Below are 24,612 nucleotides of genomic sequence, written 5' to 3' on the forward strand. Positions count from 1 at the left end.
CATCAAGAGTTTGCGGTCACAGCGTCAAGGCGGCCGCGGATGGTCGCCGAGGCCTTCGGGAATGGTGGCAGGATCCATACCGTGCCGGCGAGCGGCCTCGTTGCAAAAGATCATGCTGGGAACGAAGGATTTGGCGGTGAACTATGGGACGAAATTCTGTACAGCCCATCCTAGAATCCTTGCATGAACACACCGACCTCACCGCACCTCCTTGGACTGGTCGCTGCGCAGCAGCCCGACCCGGACCCCCTTGAAACCTCAGAATGGCGCGATGCCTTTGTCGGCCTGGTCCAGGCCTGCGGCGCGGAGCGCGCGCGCTTCATGCTGGACCGGCTATGTGAGCTTGCGCGAGCGCAACGGATCGGATGGCGGCCGGAACTGTCGACCCCGTACCTGAACACGATTCCCGTGGCGGAACAGCCTCCCTTCCCCGGAGATCTGGCAATTGAAGAACGCCTCGCTTCCATCATGCGGTGGAATGCGCTCGCGATGGTGGTCCGTGCCAACCAGGCCTATGGCGAACTGGGCGGGCATATTGCCAGCTATGCCAGCGCGGCGGATCTTTTCGAGGCCGGCTTTAATCACTTTTTCCGCGCGGACGACCTGGTTTTCTTCCAGCCCCATAGCGCACCGGGTGTTTATGCGCGTGCATATCTCGAGGATCGCCTGTCGGAGCGCGACCTGGCGCACTATCGCCAGGAGATTACCGCTCCGCAACAGGGCGCCCGCGGCCTTTCCAGTTATCCGCACCCCTGGCTGATGCCGGACTTCTGGCAGTTTCCGACGGGCTCGATGGGCATTGGTCCCATCAGTTCGATCTATCACGCCCGCTTCATGCGATACCTCGACCACCGCGACCTGCTTGAGTGCGGCGGCCGGAAGGTGTGGGGCGTCTTTGGCGACGGCGAGATGGACGAGCCGGAATCCATGAGCGCCCTGACCCTGGCGGCACGTGAAAGCCTCGATAACCTCGTCTGGGTAGTCAACTGCAACTTGCAGCGGCTGGACGGCCCGGTGCGCGGCAACGGCCGGATTATCGACGAGCTTGAGAAGCTGTTCGCTGGCGCCGGCTGGAACGTCATCAAGCTGGTCTGGGGCAGCGACTGGGACGGCCTCTTTGCCCGGGATGCCGGCGGGGCATTGGCGCGCACGCTGGGGCAGACGGTCGACGGGCAAATGCAGACCTTTGCCGCCAAGGATGGCCGCTACAACCGTGAACACTTCTTCGGCCAAAACCCCGAACTCGCGCTGCTGGCCCAGGGCATGACGGATGAACAGATCGACCGCCTCAAGCGGGGTGGCCATGACCTGATCAAGATCCACGCGGCCTACGCGCATGCGGCCGAGCACCGGGGCCAGCCCACCGTGATCCTCGCACATACCAAGAAGGGTTATGGCATGGGATCGGCAGGCCAGGGCAAAATGACCACCCATTCGCAAAAAAAGCTGGATGACGCCCAGTTGCTCGAGTTCCGCAATCGCTTCAACCTGCCTCTCACCGATGCGCAGGCGACTTCCCTGCAGTTCCTGAAGCCGGCCGAAGACAGCGAAGAGATGCGCTACCTGCGTGCGCGCCGCGAGGCCCTGGGCGGGCCACTGCCGAAGCGCAATGTGGAATGCGCGGTCGTCGGCAAGCCCGAATTGGCCTCCTACGGCAACTTCGCCATCGCCGCCGATGGCAAGGTGATGAGCACCACGATGGCATTCGTCCGGCTGTTGGGCAGCCTGCTGAAGGACAAGGAACTCGGGCCGAGGATTGTGCCGATTGTCGCGGATGAAGCGCGCACCTTCGGCATGGCCAACCTGTTCAAGCAGGTCGGCATCTATAGCAGCGTGGGCCAGCGCTACGCGCCAGAAGATATCGGCTCGGTGCTGGCCTATCGGGAAGCGCGCAACGGGCAGATCCTTGAAGAAGGGATCAGTGAAGCGGGCGCGATTGCATCCTGGACCGCCGCGGCCACCAGCTACAGTGTTCATGGGCTGGCCATGTTGCCCTTCTACATCTATTACTCGATGTTCGGCTTCCAGCGCGTGGGCGATGCCATCTGGGCAGCCGCCGACCAGCGGGCACGCGGCTTTCTGCTTGGCGCCACGTCCGGCCGGACCACATTGGGCGGTGAAGGGCTCCAGCACCAGGACGGCACCAGCCACCTCGTCGCAGCGACCATTCCCAACTGCAAGGCCTACGACCCGGCTTTTGCCGCTGAGATGGCCGTTATCGTCGACGCCGGCATTCGGGAGATGATGATCGAGCAGCGTGACGTCTTCTACTACATCACGCTGATGAACGAGAACTACGCTCAGCCAAGCCTGTCTTCTGGTGTCGATGCGCAGATTCTGCGCGGCTGCTATCAGTTCGAGGGTTGGGAATGTCCCGCCTCGGCACGCCCGGTCGAGCCGGCCCATCGCGTGACACTGATGGGCTCGGGGGCGATCCTCACGGAAGTCATCAAGGCCGCCCAGGCCCTGGCCGCAGAGGGAATTCACGCGACCATTTACAGCGTAACGAGCTGGAGCGAGCTTGCGCGAGACGGTGCCCATTGGGAACGCCAGGAACTGGGTGGCGCGCCGGACGTCGCAGGCAAGCCATTTGTCACGCAGCAACTGGAGCGCAGCGCCGGGCCCATCATCGCCGCGACCGACTATGTGCGAGCCGTTCCGGAAAGCATCCGCCCCTATCTGCCTAGCGACCGGCGGTATATCACGCTGGGAACGGACGGTTTCGGCCGTAGTGATACGCGCGGTGCGTTGCGCGCGTTCTTTGGCGTTGACGCAACGTCGATTGCCCATGCGGCCCGTTATGCACTGGGGTTGGCAAAGGCAGCGTAACAAGAAGAAAGCCTCGCCGTTCGGAAGAACGGCGAGGCTGGCTGCCTGCAGAGCAGGCGGTTATCGATACCGATTCAGGATACGTTCGGCAGCGATTTCAGATCGGGTGGCGCTTCGGCCCGGGAAGCCTTCGATTCCCGATCGCCGTCACCGCGCCACACATCAATCTTTAGTGCGAAGGAAGCGGCAGCGCAGTCTTGTAGCGCACCTGCTTCAGCGCAAAGCTGGAGCGGATCTTTTCGATGCCGGATATCGGCGTGAGCTGCTCGAGTATGAATTTCTCGAGCGCCGGGATGTCCACCACGGCGACCCGGATCAGGTAGTCGCTGTCGCCGGTCATCAGATAGCACTCCATGACTTCGTCATGCTCGGCGATACGCCGCTCGAACTCGGCGAGCGACGCCTTGGACTGCGTTGTCAGGCTGATGGAAATGAACACATTCAGGCCCAGGTGCAGTGCCTGCGCATTGACCAGAGCCACATAGCGCTCGATCACGCCGGCGGCCTCCAGCGCCTTGACACGGGCGAGGCACGGCGATGGCGACAGATGCACCCGGCGCGCCAGTTCGACATTGGAAAGCGCGCCGTCTTTCTGTAGTTCGTCCAGGATGCGTAGATCAATGGCGTCCAGTTTCATAGCTTTGAGGCATTGGTATCTTGGCGAAGCCGGAGGCGGGCCCGGGTAAGAAGCCTTGGCCCCGCCCCCCTCTGCTACTGCCTCGCCACCGGTTAACTCACGCGAAGAGCCAGGGTTCGCTCAGCTTGCGTCTGGTCTCGTAAGACCGGATGGTTTCCGAGCGCTGCAGCGTCAGGGCAATGTCATCCAGCCCATGAAGCAGCCGCAGCTTCCGGCCCGCAGCCAGGTCGAACGCGATCGCCTCGCCGCGATGCGGGGTGACGGTCTGGGACACCAGGTCAACCTGGAACTCGGTGCCCGGACGCTCCGCCACGAGTGCGAACAGCGCATCCACGATATCCGCAGGCAGAACAATCGGCAAGATGCCGTTCTTGAAGCAGTTGCCGTAGAAAATGTCGGCGAAGCTCGGCGCGATCACGACCCGGATGCCGAAGTCATGCAGCGCCCAGGGCGCGTGCTCGCGACTGGAGCCACAGCCGAAATTCTCCCTGGCCAGCAGTATCTGCGCTCCCTCATAGCAAGCTTGATTGAGAGGAAAATCGGGATTCCTGGGCCGCTTCGAGGCATCCTGACCAAGCATGCCACGGTCGAGGTAGCGCCATTCATCAAACAGGTTGTCGCCGAAGCCGGTCCGCGAAATGGACTTCATGAACTGTTTCGGAATGATGGCATCCGTGTCCACGTTGGCACGATCGAGCGGCACGACGACCGCCTTGATGCATATGAACCGTTCCATCAGATTTCCTCCCGTGAAATATCGACAAAGTGCCCGGCAAGCGCCGCGGCGGCCGCCATGGCCGGGCTGACGAGGTGACTGCGCCCACCTGCGCCTTGCCTGCCTTCAAAGTTCCGGTTCGATGTCGAAGCGCATCGCTCGCCGGCGCCAAGCCGGTCATCGTTCATGGCGAGACACATCGAACAACCCGGCTCGCGCCATTCGAAGCCGGCGGCAATGAACACGCGGTCCAGCCCCTCGGCCTCGGCCTGCGCCTTGACCAGCCCAGATCCCGGAACCACGAGGGCGCGCTGGACCGAAGCGGCAACCCGCCTGCCGGCCACGACCGCGGCGGCCGCACGCAGGTCTTCGATACGCGAATTTGTACAGGATCCGATGAACACCGTGTCGATCCGGATATCGCGCACGGCGGTGCCCGGCTTCAACCCCATGTACGCAAGCGCTCGCTCCATGCCGGTTCGCTTGACCGGGTCGGCCTCCAGGGCCGGGTCGGGCACGCACGCATCCGCGGTCACCACCATTTCCGGAGAGGTTCCCCAGGTGATCATCGGTCGCAGCTCGCCTGCATCGATCTCGACGGTGTGATCGAAAATGGCTCCCGCGTCGCTCACCAACGTACGCCAGTAGGCGACAGCCGCGTCCCATTGATGCTTTCGCGGACCATAGGGTCGATCGCGCAGATACTCGATGGTTGTCTCGTCAACGCCGATCAGGCCGATGCGCGCACCAGCTTCGATCGCCATGTTGCACAACGTCATGCGCCCTTCCATCGAAAGCGACCGGATCGTGCTACCCGCAAACTCAATGGCAAAGCCGGTGCCTCCTGCCGTTCCGATGCGGCCAATGATGGCTAGGACCAGGTCCTTCGCGGTCACGCCTAGAGGCAGCGATCCGTCCACCTGAACGAGCATGGTTCGCATCGCGCGCATGGCCAGGCATTGGGTGGCGAGCACATGCTCGACTTCGGATGTGCCCACCCCGAACGCCATCGCGGCGAATGCCCCATGCGTGCTCGTATGCGAATCTCCCGCGACCACCGTCATGCCGGGCAGCGTTGCCCCCTGCTCGGGTCCGACCACATGGATAATGCCTTGACGCGAATCGCCGATGTCGAATGCCGTGATGCCGAACTCGCGGCAGTTGACGTCGAGCTGCCGGATCTGCCGCCGTGACAACGGATCCGCGATGCTGTCTATGCTGGTCCGCTCGGCTCGCGTCGTCGGGACATTGTGATCCACGGTGGCGAGGACGGTTTCCGCTCGCCACGGTTTGCGGTGGTTCAGGCGAAGCCCTTCGAAGGCCTGAGGACTGGTCACCTCATAAACCAGTTGCCGATCGACGTACAGCAGTGCCTCACCGTCGTCATTGGTGTCGACCAGATGGCTTTGCCAGAGCTTTTCGTAAAGCGTACGGGCCTCAATTTCGGTTGGCTTGCTCATGCTGTGGTCGTGGGTTGGAGGTTGGCAAAGGCAATCGTGGGAGGCAGGCCGCTGCGGCCAAGGTTTTCGTGTTCACCCATGATTTCTCACTCGACGACGACCTTGCTTTGCTTTGCCAGCGCCTCATAGGCACTTAACTCCGCCTTGATTTGCGCGCTCATCTGCATGGGGGTGCTGCCGATCGGCTCGGCTCCTATCTCGAGCAGTTGCCGGCGAACTTCGGGGGTCTTCACCATGCGGTCGATCACGTCATGGATTTTCTCCACGACCGGCGCGGGTGTCCCCCGCGGCGCGACGATGCCGAACCACGTGCCCACGTCGAAGCCCGGCAGCACGGTTTCCGCAAGTGTGGGCACATCGGGCAAGGCAGACGAGCGCTTCGCCGTTGTCACCGCCAGCGCCCGCGTATTCCTGGCCTTCAGGTGGGGCAGCGCCGAGGTCACGGTGTCGAACATAACCTGCACCTGCCCGCCCATCAGATCGGTGACGGCGGGCCCGCTGCCCTTGTATGGCACGTGCACGAAATCGACACCCGCTCGCAGCTTGAACATCTCGCCAATCAGGTGATGCGCCGTTCCCGCGCCTGCCGTGCCGTAGTTGAGCTTGCCGGGTTGCGACCTGGCCAGCGCAACGAACTCCTCGATGGTCTTCGCGGGCACGGCGGTGTTGACGACCACGACGTTCGGCACCATTGCGATCACGCTCACTGGCGCGAAGTCGCGCCCGAAGTGATAAGACAGGTTCTTGTAAACAGCCTGTGCGATGGTGTGATGCACCGTACCCAGCAGCAGCGTGTAACCATCGGCGGGTGATTTGGCAACCATACTCGCGCCGATCGTCCCACCGACCCCTGGCTTGTTCTCCACGATGACAGGCTGGCCCCAGGCAAGCGTCATGCGCTGGGCCAAAATGCGAGCCAGCACGTCGGTCGTGCCACCGGGCGCGAACGGGACCACAATCCTGACCGGTTTGTTCGGATAGGCGGGTGCCGGCTGTGCCGTTGCGAGCGCGCAGACCATGGCTGCCGGCGCAATGACGAGCAGGCGTCGTCGAAGTTTCATTGGTTGTCTCCGTGGGTTTTCAGGTGCCGCATGGACACCGGGTTGCGTGTTTTGAGGTCGCCGCCCCCAAGCGGCGTGTCAGGTCGGGCCCGCTGGCGGTCTGGTGCTTTGTGGCGCGATGGGATCCGGACCTCTTTTTTCTCTCGCAGTGCATGCGCCGTTTCAAGCCGCGGCGATGAAGGGCCCGCGCCGCAGGATCATCCAGGCGGTGCGGGACATTGAGGAGAGCGGGTGCTGGGTCGCGTTGATGAGGGATGACTCTATCGGCTGCAACGCAGAATGTGCTGCCGATTCAAAACCGGACAATTCCGTGCTTCAGCACTAAATGCTGGCACCAATGGCCGTTAGACTCACGGCCGAGACCTGTGCTCGGACCACGCTCTTTGGCCGGAATCCGCTCAAGACCCGATATGGACGCTCACGTAAGTCTCAGGCCGGAAAACCGAAAAGCCGCGCGAAGTCCTGCACCCGCTCCCGCGGCATCCTTGTTTGATTGACCCGGGCCTGCGGGTCTCCATATCCCATCGATATACCGAAGGCGGTGACTTCCTCCGACGGCATTTGCAGGTGCGCAGCGATCAGGTCATGGAACGGCGCAAAGGAAACCTGCGGGCAGGTTTCGATGCCGCGCGCTTTCGCGGCGATCATCAGGTTCTGTGCAAAAAGGCCGATGTCGACCCAGCTGTGCGGCTTCAGTCTGCGGTCGATACTGATGATGAGACCCACCGGCGCGCCGAAGAACGAGAAGTTCTGCTCGGTCTGGTGCATGCGCGCCGCGGTGTCGTCGCGATCGATCCCGAGCGAGCCGTAGTAACGCGCGCCGAAATCACTCAGTCTCGCGCGAAACACGTCCGGCAACGGCTCAGGAAAGTGTGCGGGTGGTGATGCGGTGCCGGCGCGGCAGGCAGCGACCAGGGCGTTTGCCAATTCATCCTTGACCGCGCCGCTGACCACATACACTCGCCAGGGCTGGATATTGGCCCCGCTCGGGGCGGTGGCTGCGTCTCCCAGGATCTCTTCCACGAGTTCCCGGCGCAACGGCTCAGGCTTGAAGGCACGAACCGACCGCCGGGAGCGGATGACCGTGGCGACGCATCTCGCCACCGCCTCCTGGGACCCTTCCATTGTTGCCTGCACCATGGGCTACTCCTGCGGGACATCGTGGTAGGAAATCCGGCCTGACGGCAGGAAGAACAGCGCGATAACGGCGCCGCCTTTTGCTTCCGGATAGTGATGGCTTCCTGGCCCCGGGGCGGTCCAGCCTCCGGAACACCAGCCATTGGGCCCGTTCAGGGCGGCGCCGGGAGCCAGCGGCACGACCATGTTGAACTCCCCATAAGGATGGCCGTGGTATTGCCCCCTGAATCGATGGTCAGGGTGCCCTTGCCGATTGCCGGTGCTATCCATGTACACAGCAGTGATGCTGAAGTGAAGCGTGCGTTCGGAAGGCGCCGCGATGCGGCTGCGGCGGTAAGTCGGGCCGTCGATCTGGACGTTTGCCGCCCAGCCCTCCTCCACCCCCTTTCTGATCAGGCCCGACAGGGTTTCGTAGAGTTCACTGCCAGGCCCGTAGGTGTGGTTCAGCCAGCGCTCGACCGCGGTGCCGGCGGTCAGGTCCTTCACTTCCTCGAGGAAGGGTATGCAGCGCTCGATCAGCGCTTCTCGATCTTTGATGAGGCCTTCGGTCATGGTTCGCTTCCTGTCACAAGGTTTGAACTCATCATGCGCCAAGCAAGAATTGAATGGAATTGATGTCTTTACAACTTCATAATGAATGGCATTCAGCTGACGGAGCGACATCATGAGCATCGGCCGCATGGACCTGAACCTGTTGAAGGTATTCGAGGCTGTCTACGAGGATCGCAATCTGATACTGGCGGGCAAACGTCTCAATCTCACGCAATCGGCCGTCAGCCACGCGCTGCGAAGGCTGCGCGAGCTGGTTGGCGACGAGCTGTTCATGCGCATGGGAAAGGGCATGGTGCCGACCGGGCGCGCCACGGCGATGGCGCCGATCCTGCTGGACTCGCTGCGCCGCATCGAGGACGCCCTGGGCGTGAAGCCGTTTTCCCCCGATGCATCGAGACGGCGCTTCGTCCTCGCAGCGAACGATCACGTCACTGAGGTGATCATTGCGCCGTTGTCCCGCGCGCTGCAAAAGGCGGCTCCGGGCGTCGACCTTGTCATCCGGCCATCCACGCGGCTGGATCTGGCCGAGCAGATCGACCTGGGACGCATCGATCTTGCCCTCGGCATTTTTGCCCAGGTGCCAGCCCGCCTGAACTCGCGAACGCTGATGTCCCAGGGGGAATCCATCTTGATGGGCAAGGGACATCCTGCTTCGCGCCGGAAGCTCACACTGCGCGATCTGGCGAAGTATCCGCTGGTCACCTTGTCCGTTGGCGGCGAAGAGGAAGGCGCGGTGGGCGGTTTTATCATCGAGCGCGGACTCGCGCGCCAGTCGGAGATGTTCGACCGGCGCGCGCTGGAGACGGCGCTGCTTGAATCGAAGCAGGTTCCGCGGTTGAGAGTCACGGTCCCGCACGCGCTTGCCATTCCGGCGCTGCTTCGCGATACGGACATGCTGTCCATTGTGCCCGCATCCCTGGCCCTGGCGCTGGCAAAAAGCGGCGACCTGATTCGCCGGCCCCCGCCATATCAAGCGGGAAGTGAAACCATGCGCGCGGTTTGGCATCGTCGCGACGACCACGACGTCGGTCACGTCTGGCTGCGAGAGATGATTGCCAAGACGGCCCTGGCCGCTGAAGAGGCGCTTGGGTAGTCAGGGCATGCGCCCCCCGTTGCGGCAAGATCGGCGTTGTCATCTTCGGCCATCTCGCCGACCGGATCGGCCGCAAGCCCACCTTCCTGATTTTCCAGGCCAGCGCCGTCGCATGGTATTGCTGTACGCGAAGCTGTCCGCCCCCATGACGATGCGGACCTCCGTCATGATCGGGTCCGGCACACACGGCGGCATCGCCAGCTAGCTGGCGCCGGCATGCGCCATCGGTTCCAGAACACGCTTCATGGGCCCGCAACCCCTGGTCGTTTCCGGATCAGGCTTTCCCCGGCAGGCGCATATTCCGCGCCCTACTCTGCGCGAGCCATGCGCGCCTTTATCGCGGCGGCCAGCTTCATCAGTGGCTGGGCCAGCGCGGCCTCGACTGCAGCGGCGTCCTGCGGCGTCGATACGCTGATGTTCAAGACATGGACGCGATATCCGTCAAAGCCCATTGGCGTGGCCATGGCCACGACCTGAGGTTGCCATGACGCCACGCAGTAGCCCTTCTCGTGCACGGAAGCGACCGCGGCGCCGATTTGCCGTCGCAGTTCGCCCCAGCCTCGGCCGCGGTATTTGTCGGCCATCTCGCTCATCATCGCGCTGAAGGCCTCTGCGGCAAGCGTTGCGAGATGGGCGCGGCCGAGGGAGGTCAGCGCCATCGGAATGCGCTGCCCGCTGACCACCGTACGCAGCGACTGGCGGCGGTTGTAGCGGAACGACTCCAGGTACACCATCTCGTCTCCCTCGGCCACCGCCAAGCCGACATTGATCTTGTGCCGCATGGCAACCTCGACCATCATCGGCGCCGCCACCTTGAGAACCTGCGAACTGTCGCGCATGGCATGCGCCATGCTGAGGACCGGTATCCCCAGGCGGTAGGCCCGGCACTGCGGGATGTACTCGAGCATGCCGGTCCCGACCAGCGACTGCGTCAGGCGGCTGACCGTGGAGCGGGACAGGCCGGTTCGCTCGGCAATCTCGCTGTTGCCCAGCATGGACGAGCCGGCGCGGAAGGCGCGCAGTACCGCAACGCCACGTTCAAGCGAGCGGTTGGGCGTCGCCTTGCCCTGGCCTGGTTTGATCCGTTCGTTGCTGACGATGCTGTTCGGCATGACAGGTAATCACTCCGCACCAGTACCCGTTATGGAAGTCACTTTACCTCGCCGGGGCCGGGGCGCCATCGCTCACCCAAAGAGCTTGACCACGGGCTCGGCCTCGACGTGCCAGATCTTCCGTGCCAGCCGGCGCGCGCCATCGGCCCCGATCACCGGCGAGGCCAGTTCCATCAGCTTGCCCTCGAGGTCTGCGTCGCTCAGCGGGTCTTCCGGATCCCCCTTGCGATTCGGCTGCAGGTAGTGTGCCATGGCACCATCGCGGGTTTCGATCTCGACCCGCGCCGCGCGCTTGCCAGGAAACCAGCCGTCGATTTCAGGGTCGACCTCGACCGTCATGCAGTCCATCAGCCGGCGCGTCTCGCCATCCCACAGCCGTTCCGGCGTGTAGGCCGACAAGCGTACGCTGCCATGCACCAGGGCGGCGGCGACGATGAACTTGAGGCTGAACCTGGCTTCGTTCTCGCTGCGGGGATCGAGGTAGCAGGCGATATCCAGCGCCGGACGATAGGTGGCGACGCGCAGGCGCCGGATTTCAGCGGTTTCGATGCCCAGCTTCGCCTTCAGCGCCAGCGCGCCGTCGATGGCCGCAAAGGTATGACCGCAGCCAATGTGGTTCTTGAAGGTCAGCCGGCAAATATGGAAGTCCTTCCCAAGCGTCGATGCCAGCCCGTTCCAGGCAGGTCCATCGGACATCGCGCGCCCCATGCCGGCTTCGCCGTCGAGCACATCGAGCGAGCCAGTGATACCGGCGATGGCGGCGCGGGCGGCCAGCAAGCCACCCTCCGCAGCGCGGCCCGCGTGCAGCGGCTTGGACATCGAGTCCATGCGGAACGCCTGCTGCAGTCCAGCGGCAAACGTCGCCGCGGTCGCCAGCGCGTGGGCAAGCTGCGCCTCGTTCGCGCCATAGATGAACGCCGCAGCGGCCGCCGCGCCAAAGGTGCCGACGGTGGCTGTGCTGTGCCAGAAGCGATAGTGCGCCCGGCCCAGCACGACACCGATGCGCGTTGACACCTCATAGCCGACGACGATGCCCTTGAGCAGCGTCTCGCCGCTGGCGCCCACGTCCTGTGCGGCAGCAATGGCAGCGGCGATGGTGGCGGCACCGGGGTGATACATCGCATCACGGAAGCTGTCGTCGATCTCGGCAGCGTGGGCGGCGGCGCCGTTGAGCAGGGCCGCGGTGCGCGCCGTGGCGCGTTGCCCCATGGGCAGCGTCGCGTTGCCGCGGCCAAGCTCTTCTTCCAGCACGCCCTGCAGGCGCTGGACCGCATCGGTGCCGAGGCCGGGGTACAGCGCCGCATGCCAGTCGATCAGCGCGCGCTTCGCATGATGCAGCACCTCGGCGGGCAGCGGCCCTGCCTTGACGGCGCTGAAGAACGGCCCAAAGGTCTCGGTTGCGTTCAAGATGGGTTCTCCTCAGCCGGACCGCGCCGGCGTGTCGGTGATCTTCTGCAGCCATGCCTGCAGCAGTTCGTTGACTGGTTGATGCGCCTCATACTGTACCCAATGCCCGGCGCCGGGCACCACGCTGACACGGACTTCCGGCGCGTCGGCTGATGCCTCCCGCGAGTCGCGGGCGATCCCGGCAATCGCCTCGGGCGACATGGTCACATCGGCTTCGCCCCAGATCATCAATACCGGGCCCGGAAAGCGCGCCAGCGCCTGCTGCAATCCGCCCGCGCGCGAGATCGACTTGCTATGGAAGCGAGTCGCGCGACAGGCACGCGTGTGGATGGCCACGGCTTCGCCGTCGATGGCGGCCGGGTCGGCGATCATGAATGCCGCCAGATTGTGGCGCATCGCCGCCGCAAGCGCATGCGGATCCTGGCAGCGGCGCCAGTCGACCAGCGCCTGCGTCATGCGGCGCGGACCGCCATGGCCGGCAGGGCCAAGCAACGCCAGGCGACCGACCTCGATATCGCCAAGGCCAGCGTGGGTCGCAAGGTGCGCCGTCACCAGCGCGCCGAAGGAAAAGCCCACCAGGTCGATACGGTCCAGCGACAGGCCCGGCGCCAAGCCGGCCAGCGAGCGTGCCAGGACATCGACGAATCCCGGGAGGTCGGCGCGCGGCGCCGCCCCGGAATCGCCAAAGCCCGGCATGTCTGGCACCAGCAGCCGGCGATGCCGGGATAATGGCCCGATATTGCGCGCCCAGTGCTGCCAATTGCCATGGCCGCCATGCAGCAGCACGGTCACCGGGCCGTCGCCAAAGCTTCGCCAGATGACCTCGCACCCATCGACCGAAGTCATCAACGCATCCTCGCGCACGCTGCACATGCCGGTGCCTCGTCAGGGCGTGTCGTTGCCGGCTAGCACCGCCACGCCATCGGCGGCCACTACGCCCTGCCCTTCGGGCAGGACGAACACGGGATTGATCTCCGCCTCGACCAGCCGTTCGCCGAGCGTGGCAACCATGCGCGAGAAGGCGACGATCGCTTCGGCCAGCGCCTCCACATCCGCCTTCGGCCGGCCCCGGAAGCCCTGCAGCAGCGGCGCCGTCTTCAGGCGCCCGATCATTTCCAGCGCGGCCCCCCGGGTCAATCCGCATTCGCCAGGCAGCAGCCGCAGCGTGGTATCGCCGAACAGCTCCGCGGTCACGCCGCCCATGCCGAGCAAGATCGCGGTGCCGAGCGCATCGCGGTGCATGCCGAGGATGACTTCGACGCCGCCCTTGACCATTTCCTGCACCAGGAAGCGCTTGGGCACGATCCCCGTGGCGGACTGCACTTCGCTCGCCATCCTTGCCAGCCGGCTTGCCACTTCCGCAGGCGGGACATTGACGGCCACCCCGCCGACATCGCTCTTGTGGGTGATCTCGGCCGACAGGATCTTAAGGACGACATTGCCGCGGAAGGTTTGCGCCGCCGCCGTGGCGTCGCCGCCACCGGCGACCACCACCTCCTTCGCGACCGGTATGCCGAAGCCGGCGAACAAGGTCTTGGCCGCGGCTTCGTCGAGCGAACCGGTGCCATAGGCGGCGAGATCGGGCAGCGGCAGCGTGGGGGTGCCCGCTTCGCCGACCGCGCCGAGCTTGCCCGCGCGCAGCATCGCGTCGATCGCCACCGTGCACGCCTCCGGCGCGGAAAATGCCGGCACGCCACGACGATTGAGCAGCGACGCGACTTCGGGCGCATGCGGGCTCACGTACGCAATCACCGGCTTGTCGCTGTCGGGCAGGCAGTCGCGAATGGCATTGGCCATCAGGTCTGGCATGGCCAGGCCCGACGAGCCCACGATCACTGCCACCGCATCATAGCTCGGGCTGTCGAGCAGGATACGGATCGCGGCGCGGAGCAGGTCGGGCTGCAGCCCGGCCAGGGTTACATCGATCGGGTTGCGGTCGAGCGCCGCGTGGTCGCCCTGCTGCAGCGCGCGCAGCTTCGCCGCGGTCGCCTCGTCCGGCGCCGGCGTCTCGAAGCCGGCCACGCCCAGGCTGTCGGAGACCAGCGTGCCGGCACCGCCGGTCGAGGTCAGGATCGCAACGCGGTTGCCGGTCAGTTTGCGCCCGGTAGCCAGGGCGGCGGGCATGTCGAGCAGGTCCGAGAACGTCTGCGCGCGCATCACGCCGACCTGTTCGAACAGCGCGTCGTACATACGGTCGGCCCCGGCCAGCGCGCCGGTATGCGACACGGCGGCGCGCGCCCCGCTCTCGGAACGGCCGATCTTGAACGCGACCACCGGCTTGCCGGCTTGCGCCGCTTTCAGCGCCGCACGGCGGAACGTGTCCGGGTTGCGCACGCTCTCGACATACAGCGCGATCACGCGGGTGGCCTCGTCATCGGCCAGGTAATCGATAAAGTCGGCCAGGTCCAGGTCGACTTCATTGCTGGTCGAAACCAGCTTGGACAGGCCGATGCCGCGCGCCGCGGCACGCGACAGCAAGGCGCCGAGGATGCCGCCGCTTTGCGACACCACGCCGATGCTGCCGGCCGGGAACTGGTCCATTTCCAGCGCGCCGCTTGCCGACAGCGGGATATTGTCGGTCAGGTTGACCAGGCCGATGGTGTTGGGCCCCAGCAGGCGCATGCTGCCGGCGGCCTCGATCAGTTCGGCCTGGCGCCGCGCGCCTTCGGCGCCGGTCTCGGTATAGCCGCTTGCCAGCACAATGGCCGCGCCCGCGCCGCGCGCCGCCAGGTCACGCACCGCCAGATGCGCGCGCTCGGCGCCCAGCAGCACGATGCCGACGTCAGGCACTTCGGGCAGCGAGGCAATGTCGGGATAGCAGCGCAGCCCGTCGATCGACTCGACCCTGGGATTGACCGGGTAGATCGCCCCGCTGAATCCATGCTTGCGCAGGTAGGAGACCGGGCGGCCGGCGGTCTTCGCGGGATCGGCGGAGGCGCCGATCACGGCAACGCTGCGTGGCGTGACAAGTCGTTGGATAGCATTCATGGGGTCAGGCCTTGCTGGCGGTCTTGTTCAGGAAAGCCAGCACGGACTCGCGATGCTCGGTGCTGGTATAGCAGATGCCCTGCGCCTGGCTGCCCTGGGCAAAGACCTGGTCGGCGGGCAGTTCGAAGGACTGGTTCATGATGCTCTTGCCCAGCGCGATCGCGGTGGCGGAGCCCTGGCTCAGTTCCGCGGCCCAGCTCAGCGCATCGCCGATCAGCGCTTCGGGCTGGCTCAGGCGGTCGGCGATGCCAAGCGCCTTGGCCTCCTGCGCCTCGACCTTGCGGCCCGTGAACACCAGTTCCTTTGCCGCCGACAGCCCCACGCGGCGCGGCAGGAAATACATGCCGCCACCGTCCGGGATCAGGCCGCGGTTGATATAGGACCAGGAGAACGACGCCGATTCGGATGCCAGCACGAAATCGCAGCACAGCGCGGTATCGGCACCCAGCCCGGCCGCGGCACCGTTGACCGCGGCGATGGTGGGCTTGGGCATGGTGTGGAGCAGCTTGACGGTGTGATGGACCCGCTGCTGGCGGCTCCAGCCATTGAAGCCCACCTCACCCTGCGGTGCTTCCATGCGGCGCTGCATGCCGGCCACGTCGCCGCCGGCGCAGAAGCCCTTGCCGTTGCCTGTGAGCACCAGGGCGCGGATTGCCTTGTCCGCCGCCACACGCTCCAACGCGTCGATAAATTCCGAGCGCATGTCGTCGCTCATGGCATTGCGCTTGTCGGGGCGGTTAAAGGCGAGCAGCGCGATGCCAGCTTCGATCTTCAGTTCAATCAGGGAATAGTTGTCCATGGTCCTGTCCGGTTCTGCGGGTGCGATCAGTGCGATCTGTTCTGTACGGATGCCGCGCTCAGTCGGCCGTGATGTTGGCGTCCTTGATGACCTTGCTCCAGCGCTGGCTCTCGGCCTTGACGTAGCGGCCGAACTCCTCCGGCGTGCCGCCACTGATGGCAAGCCCCTCCTGCTCGGCGCGCTTGCGGAACGCCTCGGTGTGCACGGCCTTCCTGGCCGCGGCGTTCAGCCGCGTGATCACCGCCGGCGGCGTGCCCGCCGGCGCGAACAGGCCATACCAGCTATCTGCCACATAATTGGGCACGCCGCTTTCCGCGATCGTCGGCACCTTGCTCAGCGCCGGCGCCTGCGAGCGCTGCGCGGTCGTGACCGCCACCGCGCGCAGCTTGCCGCTCTCCAGGTGCGGCGCAACCGCGGCTGCCGTGGCGAACATCACATCGACCTGCCCGCCGAGCAGGTCCGTGATCGCCGGGCCGGCGCCGCGATAAGGAATATGATTCATCTCTACCTTGGCCATCGCCTTGAACAACTCGCCTGCCAGGTGCGCCGAAGTGCCGGCGCCTTGCGAGGCGTAGTTGAGCTTGCCGGGCTTGGCCCTGGCGGCTGCTATCAGGTCCTGCACGGTCTTGATGGGGCTGTCCGGTTTCACCACCAGCACGTTGGGAGAGCGGCCCACCAGCATGACGGGCGCGAACGCCTTCTCCGTATCGAACGGCAGCTTCTTGTGCAGGCTCGGGTTGACCGCGTGGGCCATCGTCGCCATCACCAGCGTGTAGCCGTCGGGCGCGCTCTTGGCCACTGCATCGGTGCCGATGATGGTGCTGCCACCAGGCTTGTTGTCGACGATGACCGGCTGGCCCAGGTCCTCACCCATGGTAATGCCCATCGCCCGCGCCACCAGGTCCGTGCCGCCGCCGGGGGCGAATGGCACCACCATGCGGATCGGCTTGTCGGGAAAGGCTGCGAGTGCGGGCACGGGCGCTGCCGCGGCCATGAGCAACGGGATGGCTGCCCTGGCAAGCCGGCGGAAGAAGGCGGTATAGAACGGCTGCATGCGTTGTCTCCTTGAACGAGTCGGACCGCCGCGGCCATCAGACTGCATGCCCGGCGGCGTTCCTTGTTAGAGACAGCTTATGTTCTGGCGGGCGATTCCACACCTGGACAATTCCACTGCATGGAATTTAGCGGCGGGTTCGCCAGCAAAGAGGCCCCGCAGAGCGCACAAACTCTGCGGGGCCAACCGCATTCCCTGGAGAAAAATAGTACCCAGACCGCACTAAGCCCTTGATTTCATCGATCGGGCGCTTCTGGGTGCCAAGGCGTTCGCCGATGCGAAGCCGCGCCTTCAGTGCGTCGTCAACGTTCCGAATAGCGAGGGTGTGGCCATGATCTGGCGCCCTGCTGGCCGCGCCTGCAATGCTGGCAAAAACGGCCGAACTCGGTCACTACATCCCGGACAGACGGTCAGTCACGGCCGGAGAATCTGGCCGGCCTGCGCTCGATGAAATGGGCAACTCCTTCTGTAAAATCCTCGCTCCGGATGCTGTCGAACATCTCGGCATTGGCAACCCGCGTGGCTTCGGCCAATGACTGGAACGGTTGCTCCCACAGTTGCCGCTTGATCACCCGGATGGATCTGGGGGAAACGTTCTCCGCGAGGTCGTCGGCATAGTCGAGCGTCGTCGCCATGAGTGTGTCCGCATCGACGACGCGGTCGACCAGCCCCATCCGCAGCGCTTCGTCGGCCTGCACCTTGCGCGCCGAATACAGCAGATCGGCCGCATGGCCGGGGCCGACTACGCGCGGCAGCAGCCACGAGATGCCGTGCTCGGCAATCAGCCCCCGGCGCGCGAACGCCGTGCTGAACACTGCCCGGGCGCTGGCGAAGCGCATGTCGCTGTACAGCGCGAACACCAGGCCCAGGCCCGCCGCGGCGCCATTGACTGCCGCGATCACAGGCTTGCGCATGGCCGGGAAATAGCCATAGCGGGTCTGGTAGTCGGCGCGCCGGTTCATGTCGAACGAGCGCATCCACTGGGCGGCGCGGATGTCGCCCGGGGGCAGCACTTCCAGTTCGTCGATGTCCATGCCGGCGCAGAAACCCTTGCCGGCGCCGGTCAGCACCACCACGCGCACGTTGTCGTCGCGATCGACGGCTTCCATGGCATCGCGCAACTGGGCCTCCATGACCCTGGTCAGCGCGTTGAGCTTGTCCGGCCGGTTCATGGTGACCACGGCGATGCGCTCGCTTTTTCCGGCGCGAGCAACGGTAACCTGACTGTCCATAGTGCGATTCCTTTCGATATCTTGATGTCTTGACTGGTCTTGCCTAAGGCAGCTGGACGGATCTGGGCTCCAGGAACTCTTCCAGCCCGTGGACGCCACCTTCGCGCCCGACGCCGGACAGGCCGAAGCCGCCAAACGGTGCCGCTGGGTTGAAGCGGGCGCCATTGACGTCCACCTGCCCTGCCCGCAGCGCGTTGGCAATCGCTTCGCCGGTGCTGTCATCGGCAGCCCACACCGTCGCGGCCAGTCCGTAGCGGGTGCCATTGGCCAGGGCGATGGCTTCGTCGACGCTGTCGTAGCACAGCACCGCCAGCACCGGCCCGAAGACTTCCTCCTGCGCCAGCCGGCTGTCCGGTGCGACGTTGCCGTAGATGGTGGGCGCGACGAAATAGCCGGTAGCCGGCACCGGCGCATCGGCACCGCCGGCGATCCGGTCGAAGCCGGCCTGTTCCGCCGCGGCGATATGCGCCTGCACGCGCTGGCGCTGCAGCGCCGACAGCAAGGGGCCGACGCGGGTCGCGCCATCGGCGGGATCCCCGAGGGTCATCGCGGCCGCGACTTCCACCAGCAGTTGCCGGCAGCGCGGGTAATCCTCGCGTGCGACGATCAGCCGGGTGGTGGCGCTGCAGGTCTGTCCCGAGTTGAGGAAACAGGAACTCACCGTCGCCCTGACCGCCCTGGCGAGATCAGCACCGGGCAGCACGACGGCCGCCGACTTTCCGCCCAGTTCCATCGACACGCGCTTCATGTCGCCGGCCGCCTGCGCCGCGACCTTGCGGCCCACCGCGGTGGAGCCGGTGAACGAGACCATCTGGATGCCGGGATGCGAGACCAGCGCCTCGCCGACCGCGGCGCCGCCCAGCACGAGATTGAGCACGCCCGGCGGCAGCTGTGCCTGCGCGCACGCGGTCATCAGCCGTTCCGTGACGGCGGGAGCCAGCTCGGACGGCTTCAGCACCACCGTGCAGCCGGCCAGCAGCGCGGGGGCCACCTTGGCGGTGATCTGGTGCAACGGGTAGTTCCACGGCGTGATGGCGGCGACCACGCCGACCGGGGCCAGCGTTACGCGGGAATTGCCGATGGTGCGCAGGAAATCGAAGGTGCCGGCCAGCGCGGCCGTGGCACGCCAGGCCGCGATCGGCGCATCGACCTGGATGCGGCGCGACAGCTTCAGCGGCATGCCGACTTCGCGCGAGATCTCTTGGGCAAGCTCCGCGGCGCAGCCTTCCAGCGCATCGGCCAGCGCATGCAGGTATGGCGCACGCCCGGCCGCGCTCAGTGCCTGCCAGTGTGGCTGCGCCCGCGCCGCCGACGCCACGGCTTCGTCCACATCGTCCGTGGTGCCCAGGCTGACCTCGGCCAAGGGGGCTTCGGTTGCCGAATCGTAGACGTGGATCGATTCGCCGCTGCGTATCGGGCGACGTACGCCGTCTATGTAATGTTGGGTCAACTGCTTCACTGCGACTCCCTTGTCTCGCGTTTCTTGCGTTGATCGAGGAACGCTGCCATCACGCGCTGCGGTTCGCCGTCGGCATAGCATTCAAGTTGTGCCCGGATGCCGGCGACACAGGCCTCGTCGAATCCCGGCTGCGTCATGGCGCGAAAGCGCTGCTTTGACAGGCGCACGGCGGTCGGCGGCAGCGCCGCGAGCAACCTGGCCTGTGCCAGCGCCTGCGTCATCAGTTCGGCCTCGCCGCACAACGCTGTCACCAGGCCGATTTCGAAGGCGCGCTGGCCACTGACCAGTTCCCCCGACAGCGACATCTGCACGTTGTGGGTATGCCCCACATGCAGCGTCATCAGATAGGAGCCGACGACGCTCGCCAGGCCTGCCTTGACCTCCGGCTGTCCCCAGCGGCTGTCGGCCGTGGTCAGTCGCCAGTCCGCGCACAGCGCCAGCTGGAGGCCCGCGCCTGCCGCGACGCCGCGCACGGCGGCCACGCACGGCTTGTCGACCTCGCGCACGGCCTGGTACATCGCCCGTTGCCGGTTCAGCCAGGGCACGAGCTGCTGCCACGTCACCGCGGCCGCCTCATCGAGGTCCTGCCCGGCGCAGAACGCCCGCTCGCCGGCACCGGTCAGCACGACGGCGCGTACCGATGGTTCGGCATTGAGCCTGCCCAGCGCTTCGATCAGCTCGCCGCGCAGGACGTCGTTGACCGCGTTCATGCGTGCCGGCCGGTTCAGCGTGACGATGGCGACGTCGCGATCCTGTTCGACGCGTACGGATTCCATGTTCAAACCCCCTCCCGTTGCGCTTCCGTTGCGCTTCTGTTGCCCCTGAGTTCCACCACGGCATCGACCGCCATCACCCCCTCGCCGGCCGCCATTACCATCAGCGGGTTGATGTCGACCGAAACCAGCGCGGTGCGGTGACGCAATGCCCAGTCGCCAAGCGCGACCGCCGACGACGCCAGTGCCTCCAGGTCGAGCGCCGGAATGTCGCGATAGCCATCAAAGAGCGGCGCCAGGCGCAGCTGCGCGCAGGCCGCCTTGACGTCACCGGCGGTGAATGGCGCCAGCAGGGTCACGACATCCTTGCGGAGTTCAAGCAGCGTGCCGCCCTCCCCGATCATGACCAGCGGCCCGAACAACGGATCGACCGAGACACCCAGCGCAAACTCATGGCGGCCCTTTACCATCGTCGCCACCACCACCCGCGGCGATGCCACGCCCAGCCGCTGCAGCGTATCGATGCAGTCCCGCGTCGCGCGGGCCACGCCCGCCGCGTCGGTGAGCCGCAGATGCACGAGGCCATGCTCGCTCTTGTGCGGGATCTCCGCCGCACAGCCCTTGACCACCACTGGCACCCCGCCGAGCGCGTCGAACGCCGCCACCGCCCCATCCACGCTGTCGCACAGCCGGTGCGGCACGGTCGGTACTCCGGCTGCGGCGAGCAAGGCCATGCTATCGGCTTCGTCCTGCAAGCCACTGCGGTCGAGCTGGCGTGCTTCAGGCCAGGGCGGCGTGGCTGCCGCGTGGGCCAGCCGATGATGCGCGGCAAACTGCGCCAGGGCTGCAATGGCATCCGCTTCGGTGACGAAGGCCGGCATGCCATGTCGCACGAAGGCCTCGCGCACCGACTGTTGCGGCGCGCTCGCCACCAGGGGCTTACCCTGTTGCGCACTGAAGGCAGCGGCGTCGCGCGCCAGCGCCTCGACGTCGTAGCCGGGGCCGGCCACCGGAATGCCGACCATCACCATGTCGGCCTGAGGCTCGGCGCCCAGCGCCTGGAGCACCCGCGGGAACATGTCGCCCTTGCCCAGCAGCGCCGCGGTCATGTCGAGCGGATTGCCGGCGGTCCCGAACGCGGGCAGGATCGCGCCCAGTTCGCGCAGCGTGGCCGGCTGCAGTTCGGTCAGCGGCAGGTCGTGCCGCTCGGCCAGGTCGGCCGCCATGACGCCCACGGCGCCGCTGTGGCTCATCACGACCGTGCGGCCCTGCCCGGGCGTGCAGGGCTGCAGGTAGAGGGGCACGGCGCGGACCAGCTCGCCGATATCGCGCGCACGCCAGATGCCGTGGCGAGACAGGAAGGCATCGATCGCCGCGTCGTTGCCGACCAGCGCACCGGTATGCGAGGCTGCCGCCCTCGCGCCACGCTCGCTGCTGCCGGCCTTGAGCAGCACGATGCTGGCGCCGCGCCCCCGGGCCAGCGCCGCCGCGCGGGCCAGCTGCGCCGGGTCGGACACCGATTCGAGGTAGACCAGGATCAGCCGCACCTCGGGGTCCGCGGCCACCGCCGCGGTCATCGCGCAGGCGTCTAGATCGGCGTCGTTGCCCGTCGCCACCAGGTAGCGCACGCCATGGCCGGCCTGGCGCAGCAAGGCATAGGGCATGACGCTCGCCGCGCCGCTCTGGCTGATGATCGCGATCGGGCCGTCCCGAGGCGCCACCTCCATGAACATGGTCGAGAAATTGAGCACCGCGCCGCTGGCGAAGTTGGCCGTTCCTTGCGCGTTCGGCCCCACCAGCCGCATGCCGCTGTCATTGGCCAGCGCCACCAGTTCCTGCTGCCGCAGGCGTCCTGCCTCGCCGGTCTCGGCGAAGCCCGACGCCATGATGACGGCCGCCTTCACGCCAGCAGCGCCGCACTGACGCACCTGCTCAAGCGTGGCGTCGCCGGACACGGCGATCACCACGGCATCCGGCGCCTTGCCGATCGCACCGATATCGGGATACGCGCGATAGCCCTGGATGACCTCGCGCCCCGGATTGACCGGAAACACCTCGCCCGTGTAGCCGAAGGTGCGCAGGTAGTGGATCGGCCGTCCGCCCACCTTGTTGGGGTTGTCCGAGGCGCCGATCACGGCCACCGAGGCCGGCGAGAACAGCGCGCCAAAGGTTGTGGAGATCTCAGTCAAGGGTCGCTCCCGATGCCTTGACCACCGGCGACCACTTGCCGGCGTCATGCTGGATCAGCCTGGAAAAATCGCCCGGCGTCCCTGGCAGCGGCCGGGCGCCCAGCGCGGCGAGCTGCTTGCGCACGTCTGCCTGCGCCAGCACGGCCTGCAGTTCGCTGTTCAGGCGGCGGATCACGTCGGGCGCGGTTCCTTTCGGCGCCGACAGGCCAAACCAGATCGTTACGTCGAAGCCCGGCAGGCCAGCCTCGGCAATGGTCGGCACCCTGGGCAGCGCCTCCGAACGCGTCACGCCGGTCACGCCGAGCGCCTTGACCTTGCCTGTGCTGATGTATTGCACCTGGCTCGATACCGTATCGAACATCATCGAGATGCGTCCGCCAAGCAGGTCGGTGAAGGCCGCCGCCGACCCCTTGTACGGCACATGGACGATGTCGACACCCGCCATCGACTTGAACAGTTCGCCCGACAGGTGGTTGGAGCTGCCGTTCCCGGCCGAGCCGAAGGTCAGCGTGCCGGGCTTCTGCCTTGCCAGCGCCAGCAACTCCCTGACGTTGCTGACCGGCAGGCTGTCCGGCACCACCAGCACGTTAACCGTGGAAGCCACCGACCCCACGGCATCGAACGACTTGACCGGGTCAACCTTCAGCGAGCGATAGAGCCACGGGTTGATCGCCATGGTGCCGGTGGTGGCAAAGAACAGCGTATAGCCGTCGGGAGCCGCCTGCGCCGCGGCCTCCGTGGCGATGGTGCCGCCGGCGCCGCCGCGGTTGTCGATCAGCACGGGCTGTCCGAGCTGCTGCGACAGGTGCTGGCCGATCAGCCGCGCCATCGCGTCAGTGGGCCCGCCGGCCGGGAACGGCACCAGCAGGCGGATCGGCTTGGCGGGATAGCTGGTGGGGGCGGCGGCGGCGCTGAACGCTGCCGTCGCGGCGGCAGCCGCGGCAACCCCCAACAAGGCGCATAACGGCCGCCGGAATGCGCGAAGCGCAGCGGAAAAGCGCGGCATGTTGTCTCCATTGGTTTCGTAAGCCCCTCTCTGTGCAGGAGGGATGGACTCAGTGTATGGAGTCCCGGACCAACGCAAAAGAGTAGAATCGTCGATACCTGATATCTACTTTATGGATATAGAACAGCGTGAACCTGAAGCAACTCGAAACCGTGGCGCTGGTGGCCGAATTGGGATCGCTGTCACGTGCGGCGCGCTCGCTGGGCATCGCTCAGTCCCTGGTGAGCCGCGTCATTGCCCAGATCGAAGCCGAATGGGGCGACCGGCTGTTCGAACGGACCGGCCGCGGCGTGGTGCTATCGGAGTTTGGCCAGCGGATCTTTCCGCAGGTCCAGCTGCTGCTGGCCCAGTCGGCGCGGCTGCGCGACGAAGTCAAGGACGCGGCGGGCGTGCCGTTTGGCCAGGTAAGGATCGGCGTGCTGCCGTCAATGGCACCACGCCTGATTCCGGCGCTGTTCGAGGACCTGCGCACCACGGCGCCAGGTGTCCGGCTGCGCGTGGCGGAAGGCTTCAGCGGACAGCTCGACGAGGAACTGGAATCGGGCCATCTCGATCTTGCCGTCATCAACCGTTATGGTCCCGGGCCCCGACAGAGCGAAGACGTGCTCGCCCAGGTTGCCACCTACCTGATCTGCACGCCCGGGCATCCACTCGCCGGGATGCCGACGGTGGCGTTCTGCAAGCTCGACGGCGTCCCGCTGGTGCTGCCACCGGCGCCCAATGGGCTGCGCTCGATCCTCGACCAGCACGCGCGCCAGCTCGGCATCTCGCTGGACGTGGCACTGGAAGTGGAATCGCTGAACACGATGAAGGAGGTCGCGCTTGCCGGTGGCGCGTTGACCATACTTCCGTTCCTGGCGGTGGATCACGAGGTGGCCGCCGGGCGCTTGTCGGCAGTCGAGATTGTCGAGCCGCGCTTGCCACGGACCATTGCGATGGGCGTCACGCGGCATCATCCGCTGTCCCGGGCGGCACGGCACGTTCTTTCCCGACTCCATGCCCTGGTGCCTGAAGTCGCAAGGAGCGGACAGGCCTAGCGTCCAAGGCAACGGGCGTGCCCTACTCGCTACCCTTGCATAGTTTGTCCGCCACCAGCTTGACCATCGCGTGCCGGCCGGCTCGGCGCTCAGCTTGGCGAGGATGCGCAGCGCTGACCGGCGCGCCACTGG

At 66.0% G+C, this 24,612-nt stretch carries 20 protein-coding genes and 1 pseudogene; 4 read left to right on the forward strand and 17 right to left on the reverse strand.

Going from position 1 to position 24,612, the window contains the following annotated elements; genetic code table 11:
* Window positions 1–183: 183 nt before the first annotated feature.
* Entirely contained in the window at window positions 184–2,829 is a 2,646-nt protein-coding gene (gene mdeB, locus E5S69_RS10625; RefSeq protein WP_171514617.1) for an alpha-ketoglutarate dehydrogenase, read from the forward strand.
* A 169-nt stretch (window positions 2,830–2,998) separates the two neighbouring features.
* On the opposite strand, the gene E5S69_RS10630 is transcribed toward mdeB, so the two are convergent.
* The 6 genes from E5S69_RS10630 to E5S69_RS10655 all read right to left on the reverse strand — a co-directional run bounded on the left by E5S69_RS10630 (window position 2,999) and on the right by E5S69_RS10655 (window position 8,391).
* A complete protein-coding gene (locus E5S69_RS10630) occupies window positions 2,999–3,466 on the reverse strand; it encodes an Lrp/AsnC family transcriptional regulator (protein ID WP_171514618.1) in 468 nt (155 codons plus the stop codon).
* A 97-nt stretch (window positions 3,467–3,563) separates the two neighbouring features.
* Window positions 3,564–4,202, reverse strand: a complete 639-nt coding sequence (gene leuD / locus E5S69_RS10635) for a 3-isopropylmalate dehydratase small subunit (RefSeq protein WP_171514619.1) — start codon at window positions 4,200–4,202, stop codon at window positions 3,564–3,566.
* Window positions 4,202–5,641, reverse strand: a complete 1,440-nt coding sequence (gene leuC, locus E5S69_RS10640; RefSeq protein WP_216621287.1) for a 3-isopropylmalate dehydratase large subunit — start codon at window positions 5,639–5,641, stop codon at window positions 4,202–4,204. Before leuC ends, leuD begins: the two co-directional genes overlap by 1 nt.
* 86 nt (window positions 5,642–5,727) lie before the next feature.
* A complete protein-coding gene (locus tag E5S69_RS10645; protein ID WP_171514620.1) occupies window positions 5,728–6,702 on the reverse strand; it encodes a Bug family tripartite tricarboxylate transporter substrate binding protein in 975 nt (324 codons plus the stop codon).
* Between the two features lie 429 nt (window positions 6,703–7,131).
* A complete protein-coding gene (locus E5S69_RS10650) occupies window positions 7,132–7,842 on the reverse strand; it encodes a nitroreductase (RefSeq protein WP_236901272.1) in 711 nt (236 codons plus the stop codon).
* A 3-nt stretch (window positions 7,843–7,845) separates the two neighbouring features.
* Entirely contained in the window at window positions 7,846–8,391 is a 546-nt protein-coding gene (locus E5S69_RS10655; RefSeq protein ID WP_171514621.1) for a DUF4863 family protein, read from the reverse strand.
* Between the two features lie 112 nt (window positions 8,392–8,503).
* Between E5S69_RS10655 and E5S69_RS10660 the strand changes: the two genes are divergently transcribed.
* Together E5S69_RS10660 and E5S69_RS32370 are read left to right on the forward strand one after the other, a co-directional pair.
* Window positions 8,504–9,484, forward strand: coding sequence for a LysR substrate-binding domain-containing protein (locus E5S69_RS10660; protein ID WP_171514622.1), 981 nt, complete (start codon window positions 8,504–8,506; stop codon window positions 9,482–9,484).
* Window positions 9,485–9,513: 29 nt separating this feature from the next.
* A pseudogene (locus tag E5S69_RS32370) lies at window positions 9,514–9,638 on the forward strand (MFS transporter); the annotation flags it as partial.
* 154 nt (window positions 9,639–9,792) lie between these two features.
* Here the strand turns inward: E5S69_RS32370 and E5S69_RS10665 are convergent.
* From E5S69_RS10665 to E5S69_RS10715, 11 genes are all read right to left on the reverse strand, one after another.
* Window positions 9,793–10,596, reverse strand: a complete 804-nt coding sequence (locus tag E5S69_RS10665) for an IclR family transcriptional regulator (protein ID WP_171514623.1) — start codon at window positions 10,594–10,596, stop codon at window positions 9,793–9,795.
* Between the two features lie 72 nt (window positions 10,597–10,668).
* Entirely contained in the window at window positions 10,669–12,003 is a 1,335-nt protein-coding gene (locus tag E5S69_RS10670; RefSeq protein WP_171514624.1) for an MmgE/PrpD family protein, read from the reverse strand.
* 12 nt (window positions 12,004–12,015) lie between these two features.
* Window positions 12,016–12,849 (reverse strand): alpha/beta fold hydrolase, encoded by an 834-nt coding sequence (locus E5S69_RS10675; protein WP_236901273.1) that lies wholly within the window; start codon window positions 12,847–12,849, stop codon window positions 12,016–12,018.
* 39 nt (window positions 12,850–12,888) lie between these two features.
* The gene (locus tag E5S69_RS10680) at window positions 12,889–14,991 is read right to left on the reverse strand and encodes an acetate--CoA ligase family protein (RefSeq protein WP_171514626.1); all 2,103 of its coding nucleotides are present in this window, start codon (window positions 14,989–14,991) and stop codon (window positions 12,889–12,891) included.
* Window positions 14,992–14,995: 4 nt separating this feature from the next.
* Window positions 14,996–15,790, reverse strand: a complete 795-nt coding sequence (locus tag E5S69_RS10685; protein WP_171514627.1) for an enoyl-CoA hydratase/isomerase family protein — start codon at window positions 15,788–15,790, stop codon at window positions 14,996–14,998.
* Window positions 15,791–15,848: 58 nt separating this feature from the next.
* Window positions 15,849–16,844: a tripartite tricarboxylate transporter substrate binding protein gene (locus E5S69_RS10690; protein WP_171514628.1), complete on the reverse strand. Its 996-nt coding sequence runs from the start codon at window positions 16,842–16,844 to the stop codon at window positions 15,849–15,851.
* A 410-nt stretch (window positions 16,845–17,254) separates the two neighbouring features.
* Window positions 17,255–18,076 carry an enoyl-CoA hydratase gene (locus tag E5S69_RS10695; protein WP_171514629.1) on the reverse strand — a complete coding sequence of 274 codons (822 nt, stop codon included), beginning with the start codon at window positions 18,074–18,076 and terminating at the stop codon, window positions 17,255–17,257.
* 43 nt (window positions 18,077–18,119) lie between these two features.
* Window positions 18,120–19,535, reverse strand: a complete 1,416-nt coding sequence (locus tag E5S69_RS10700; protein WP_171514630.1) for an aldehyde dehydrogenase family protein — start codon at window positions 19,533–19,535, stop codon at window positions 18,120–18,122.
* Window positions 19,532–20,311 (reverse strand): enoyl-CoA hydratase/isomerase family protein, encoded by a 780-nt coding sequence (locus E5S69_RS10705; RefSeq protein ID WP_171514631.1) that lies wholly within the window; start codon window positions 20,309–20,311, stop codon window positions 19,532–19,534. The genes E5S69_RS10700 and E5S69_RS10705 overlap by 4 nt, the downstream gene beginning before the upstream one ends.
* Window positions 20,312–20,313: 2 nt before the next feature.
* Window positions 20,314–22,437 (reverse strand): acetate--CoA ligase family protein, encoded by a 2,124-nt coding sequence (locus tag E5S69_RS10710; protein ID WP_236901274.1) that lies wholly within the window; start codon window positions 22,435–22,437, stop codon window positions 20,314–20,316.
* A complete protein-coding gene (locus E5S69_RS10715; protein WP_171514633.1) occupies window positions 22,430–23,443 on the reverse strand; it encodes a Bug family tripartite tricarboxylate transporter substrate binding protein in 1,014 nt (337 codons plus the stop codon). The genes E5S69_RS10710 and E5S69_RS10715 overlap by 8 nt, the downstream gene beginning before the upstream one ends.
* 128 nt (window positions 23,444–23,571) lie before the next feature.
* Between E5S69_RS10715 and E5S69_RS10720 the strand changes: the two genes are divergently transcribed.
* Window positions 23,572–24,480 (forward strand): LysR substrate-binding domain-containing protein, encoded by a 909-nt coding sequence (locus E5S69_RS10720; protein WP_171514634.1) that lies wholly within the window; start codon window positions 23,572–23,574, stop codon window positions 24,478–24,480.
* Window positions 24,481–24,612: the final 132 nt, after the last annotated feature.

Origin of the sequence: Cupriavidus necator (genome assembly GCF_013141915.1) — a bacterium.
Taxonomy (GTDB): domain Bacteria; phylum Pseudomonadota; class Gammaproteobacteria; order Burkholderiales; family Burkholderiaceae; genus Cupriavidus; species Cupriavidus necator_B.